We start from the raw sequence: 4,465 nt of genomic DNA, 5'->3' as shown, positions 1-4,465 counted from the left end.
ATTTTCCGCCGTCGGGCGAGGCCTTTTTCTATTTTATATGTGTGGTAGCTGACAACAAACCACACATCAAAGTTGAGGGGCGAGCCGTAGTTCGCATTGGACGTCGAGACACCATTGTTCACATTCAAGTACTCAAAGCCAGCATTACCACCATTGTCCGCGTTACCACCACGGGCAGGCACACGAAGGCCGGAAACAGCTCCAAGAAAAACAACCTATGATTTTCATCACGGTACAAAGATACTTAGAAAATTGGGATATGAAAAAATGTCAAAGATCAATTTTAATACAGCCCCTACCGGGGCTTTGCGGCACTACGTGCCTTGGGTGCTTTTGTACACTGTAAGAGAACTTCGCACCCTTTAGGCACCATAAGGCCACATTAGACCGCCAAGAATGGCGTAGTGTCCCAGTCTTCATCTGCTTCGCAGAGGGGCGAGCCGAAGTACGCATGGGACGTCGAGACACCATAGTACACAACCAAGCACTCAAAGCCAGCAATACCACCAGCGCCCGCGTTACCACCACGGGCAGGCACACGAAGGCCGGAAACAGCGTTATCATTATGAAAGCCATCAGCATAATAAGTACTGGTTGTTCCCCCCGTCAGCGTCGGCGTATGACAAAGATTCTGCATACTCAATTGTTTTGTATATTCCCAAGTACTTGCAACAGCCGCTTTTGGAAAAGACGCAATTTTAGTAAGACCGGTAAGAGAACTCATACTATAAGTCGAATGTAGACGAGGTACGATATACATATCACCGCTACCATCCGCCTTCTTACTAATAAGTTCGCCACGCCCCCAACGCCCCATATAACCAAAAAAGTTTTTAAGTCCAAAGAAAGACGGTATAGGTGCAGTGTATACAGTTGATCCGTCAGCCCCTTTAACCGCATAATTAGAAACCCCACAATTATCAGCCAGTTCAACGCCTGCGCTAGTCGGTAAGAAAGGATAAGTACCGTAACCGTCTGCACCACTCCACCAAGCACCAGCATCAGTAACGCCATTACCTAAACCGCCCTGAAAAAGCCCGTTACTGTCTTTATTCGCATTATAAGCCGATTGTACATTACGAGTACCAAAGATAATACGAAATAGGGCCCCAATAATCCCAGAATGAGCATACCAATATCCTTCCCAGCCTTCTCCCTTCTTCCTGGCATAAGCCCCGAAAGTTTCCGCGCTTAAGCCTGTGGCCGCACGACCTAGCAATGTTTTGTAAGTCGAATCTTTAGCCGCGTCATTGTTCCCACCTCGATAACGTGCGCTTTGATTAACCACGCTAACAAGTTCACTATTTTCCCGATCGACAATGGCAACACCCAGCGCCGAAGTAGATGCAACCGGTATCAAATAATTATATCGGCCCGGAATAGGTTTAAGGCTTGCAGCTTCATAGTAATAATTACCTTCCACCCACCAAGCATAATACCATTTTGTAGACCAGCCCCACATATAATCCCCCATTGTACCGTCAAGCTTTGCAGTTTCACCCGTAGCGAATTTATAATGATTCGTCGGATCCAGTTTTCGCCGCCCGTGATTCTTATCCACCAAATAACATCCAAGTCCTAAAAGGGAAGGTAAATTACGCAAATAATCCAAGTTCCCAACTGCTTCACCGGTTGGGCTACTATTATTTATATTCCAGCGCCTACAAGCATAACCACCGTTAGTTACAAAAGAAACCGGCACAAAACCGAATTTCTTACCAGCTTTACTATAACCTAGAATAAGGTCATTTTCATCGACAACATTTAAGTTATCAAGCTCATTTGCTAAATCAATTCCATCCATAAAATTCTATGCATAAATTATTACTTACTTAAAACGACCGATGCTTAGCTACGGCCTTCTTACTTAATCCAACAGTTACAATGTCAAAATCCCCGCTATTTATTATGAGGTAATGAATAGATCCACTTTCTTCGGGCACCTCTTTATACAGGAACTTCACAAAAGTATTCGGATATAATTCTATACCGTCACCACAATAAATACCATTTAACGTAACACTGACCTGCCCTATTGTACTTATTTTAACCACATCATTAGCACCACCCGCATATCTCTGTATCATCATAAATTCCACATTGGCACATGGATTATAATATTCACCGGATGGGGTCAAAAGATATTCTGGCCCTAGTATCGCTGTAATCGGCCCCGATTTCGTATTGTAAATGTAATTACTCTTATTAGGTCTACCCGCATCCGGCATACCCCAATTCGTTATATAAATGCCTCTATCATCATATTCTGCAGGTATCAGTTTATTATAATTCGCCCCTTTAGTAGTCAATGATTCACAAAAAATATCTCCCGTCTTAAAATTAATTTGGAGTCTAGGGGAAAAACCAGATTCACCAAATTGGCTATAATCTTCCGTTAGTTTCCCTTCGCTATCTCTTCCATATTGAGAAAACATATAATCCCCCCAAAACACGGCAGAAGCCAATTTCGCAAATTCAGCCATTAATATTTCAGTAAATACGGCTTTATAATTCTCAAATGGGATCCATGTTGCATTATTCCCATTTTTCGCATAATCATCCGCTGGATTAAGCCCCTTTACTGTTGCCACCTTATTCATTACATAAAAAGTCTTTCCAACTTTATAATAAACAATCGGTGTCTTATCTTTTGTGGCCGTATATGAAACATCAGACTGGAAAATTCCAGCCGGATAAGGTAACGGGCCACGTTCCCCGATTCCATCCTTACCGTCTTTAGGATAAGGAATTAAACTATCAAAAGCTGCCACATCCATATTATTTACGTGCTATGATATGAGTTATAAGCCCTGCTTTAGCATGTACTTCGCTTCCTGTTACCTGGAAAGTTTGTGCAGTCGCGCTCCTGACGGTATTACCGCTATTATCCCTTAAAGTAAAAGAAAAGCTCCATCCCGTCTGTACAGCTCGCGAAGATCTCGCTAACACGGAAGGAGTATAAACGATAGTATCGCTTTCCTTCACCATATTACTAGCCTGATTACGCCCAATATTAATATAAAAAGGATCATGTGTGTCGCTTACCTGTATTCCTTTCTGATAAGTCACACCATTATGAGTAACACAGGCGAAGTATTCTTCCGTCCCTTCTATTGCACCATCGTATAGTTTTAGTGTCTTATTTGTATTAGACAATTCAGTAACACCAGGAACATGACTTACCGTAACCAAACCGCCGGATGTTGCTTTCTTCCATCCCCAAGATCCAGTCGCAGCCACATCCAAGCCGCTATCCTGTAAAGATGCAGTTAGTACCAGGTATTCGCTATCATTATCAATTACTGTATCATTTACTCCATCTTCATTTACGCAATTTATCAGAATATCGAAAAGGCTTCCCACGCTTTCTTTTATCGCTATTGTACCATGACAAGTTATTTCCATATCGTTAAACTTTGATTTGAAATAAATAGAGACATCGTTTAAACTATCTGCCGCCGCCAAATTGCCTATAATCTTTAATGCGGGGAACGTCTGATTATTCACTGTATAAGTCGTTTTTTGAAACAATGTCTTATACTTATCAGCGATAGCCCCACCCTTTGCCGCCAAAATTTGCGCAGCTGTTGTATTCGGATCATCATAATACCACATCATGTCCGCCGAAGACGGTATTAAGAATTTGCCGCTACCAGAAGAATAACAGGCTGGGTAAATTATGATCTGATTTGCCGCCTTAGTATAATCCGGCGTACATGCTTTTGTAGAAGGGTTGTAATATTGAGTCTTCCCGATACCAGCCGGCAAAACGAAATTCATCCCAGGAACAACGGTATCACCGTCGATAATAGCTTCTAGCGTATCTATTGCACTTATATCCATAACGTTACTATTTATTTATTAAACTTCTGCTTTTCTTCATCTGCCTGTATTAATACAGCACCTTCCGAAATAGCCTTATCAATCCCATAACAGCGTAAATCACGAGACGATAGTAAATAATTCCCTTTCCCGTCACTTTGCCGATAATCCTTCAAGTTCAGTTCCGAAACTATCGCTTCGGGCACCGAGTACATTTTCACATTCATTTTTTAGGTATACTAATTGTGGCTATCTTGCCGTTAATAACTACCGCCTTACCGTTTATCATCATCGGCCTTAAAGCCGTTCTTTCAAACACTTCCACGCCAAAAACGGGCCGTACATTCGGATCCTTACCTACGATACTGGCTGGCACTACTACAGTTTCACCGTACCCGATCACTGTTTGCGGTGCCCCCTTCTCATTTGTAGTAAAGATGTGAGTCATATCAAAATAGTTTTGCGGATCTATAATCTGCCCTTTGGGTGAATCAACAAAAGCACGTACTTCTATCTCGCTAGTATCGGGCCTTACAAACTTGCCGCGCGTAATCACTTCCCGTTCATCCCATTGCCCGTACCAACGGAATATTTTAGTCTGTGCGTAAACCTTCCGGCTATTATCTGCCCGGTGATAAGCTTC

General features: G+C 42.4%; 6 protein-coding genes. 1 reads left to right on the top strand and 5 read right to left on the bottom strand.

Annotated elements, in window-relative coordinates; translation table 11 throughout:
* A partial coding sequence (locus tag BACCELL_RS27075; RefSeq protein WP_007209572.1) for a hypothetical protein occupies positions 1-221 on the top strand: 221 nt, incomplete at its 5' end.
* Between the two features lie 161 nt (positions 222-382).
* Here the strand turns inward: BACCELL_RS27075 and BACCELL_RS00815 are convergent.
* The 5 genes from BACCELL_RS00815 to BACCELL_RS26705 form a co-directional block, all read right to left on the bottom strand.
* Complete coding sequence (locus tag BACCELL_RS00815; RefSeq protein WP_007209571.1) at positions 383-1,804, bottom strand: hypothetical protein; 1,422 nt, start codon at positions 1,802-1,804, stop codon at positions 383-385.
* A 28-nt stretch (positions 1,805-1,832) separates the two neighbouring features.
* Positions 1,833-2,777 carry a hypothetical protein gene (locus tag BACCELL_RS00810; protein ID WP_007209570.1) on the bottom strand — a complete coding sequence of 315 codons (945 nt, stop codon included), beginning with the start codon at positions 2,775-2,777 and terminating at the stop codon, positions 1,833-1,835.
* 1 nt (position 2,778) lies between these two features.
* Complete coding sequence (locus BACCELL_RS00805) at positions 2,779-3,843, bottom strand: hypothetical protein (protein WP_007209569.1); 1,065 nt, start codon at positions 3,841-3,843, stop codon at positions 2,779-2,781.
* An 11-nt stretch (positions 3,844-3,854) separates the two neighbouring features.
* Positions 3,855-4,043, bottom strand: coding sequence for a hypothetical protein (locus tag BACCELL_RS00800; protein WP_211211303.1), 189 nt, complete (start codon positions 4,041-4,043; stop codon positions 3,855-3,857).
* A 2-nt stretch (positions 4,044-4,045) separates the two neighbouring features.
* Positions 4,046-4,465, bottom strand: a 420-nt coding sequence (locus tag BACCELL_RS26705) for a hypothetical protein (RefSeq protein ID WP_007209567.1), incomplete at its 5' end; no start/stop codon positions are given.

The sequence above is a fragment of the Bacteroides cellulosilyticus DSM 14838 genome (assembly GCF_000158035.1).
Lineage (GTDB): Bacteria > Bacteroidota > Bacteroidia > Bacteroidales > Bacteroidaceae > Bacteroides > Bacteroides cellulosilyticus.
Note: the sequence above shows the minus strand (reverse complement) of the source record. Positions and strands in the feature narration are given on the sequence as shown.

Coding starts and splice junctions, on each gene's coding strand:
- BACCELL_RS00815 (WP_007209571.1), bottom strand. CDS start 1,804: ATGGATGGAATTGATTTAGCAAATGAGCTTGATAACTTAAATGTTGTC.
- BACCELL_RS00810 (WP_007209570.1), bottom strand. CDS start 2,777: ATGGATGTGGCAGCTTTTGATAGTTTAATTCCTTATCCTAAAGACGGT.
- BACCELL_RS00805 (WP_007209569.1), bottom strand. CDS start 3,843: ATGGATATAAGTGCAATAGATACGCTAGAAGCTATTATCGACGGTGAT.